General features: G+C 35.3%; 1 protein-coding gene. It reads left to right on the forward strand.

Annotated elements, in window-relative coordinates:
- The coding region (locus tag QMG30_RS24885; RefSeq protein ID WP_281819927.1) for a hypothetical protein at positions 1-312 on the forward strand (312 nt) is incomplete at both ends.

The following is a 312-nucleotide window of genomic DNA, read 5'->3' on the forward strand; positions in this document are numbered from 1 at the left end:
CAGTAACGATAGAAAAAGCAGAACCAGAAGTAACAAATATCATTATAGATGGAGCTAGCGGTATAAATGTGCCAACCCAAAAGAATAGTCCAGAAACAACAGATTATAATGCAGTAATAAAAGATCAATACGGAAATGTACTGAATAAAGATGTAAGTTGGTCGTTAAAAACACCAGCAAATGGAATAAGTATAAATCCAGAGACTGGAACATTACAAGTAACTAACCAAGCGGATGCAGGAACAGTTGTAGTAATGGCTTCTAGCGATGGAATGCAGCAAGAAAAAACTGTAACAATAGATAAAGAAGAAC

The sequence above is a fragment of the Vallitalea longa genome (assembly GCF_027923465.1).
Classification (GTDB): Bacteria; Bacillota; Clostridia; order Lachnospirales; family Vallitaleaceae; genus Vallitalea; species Vallitalea longa.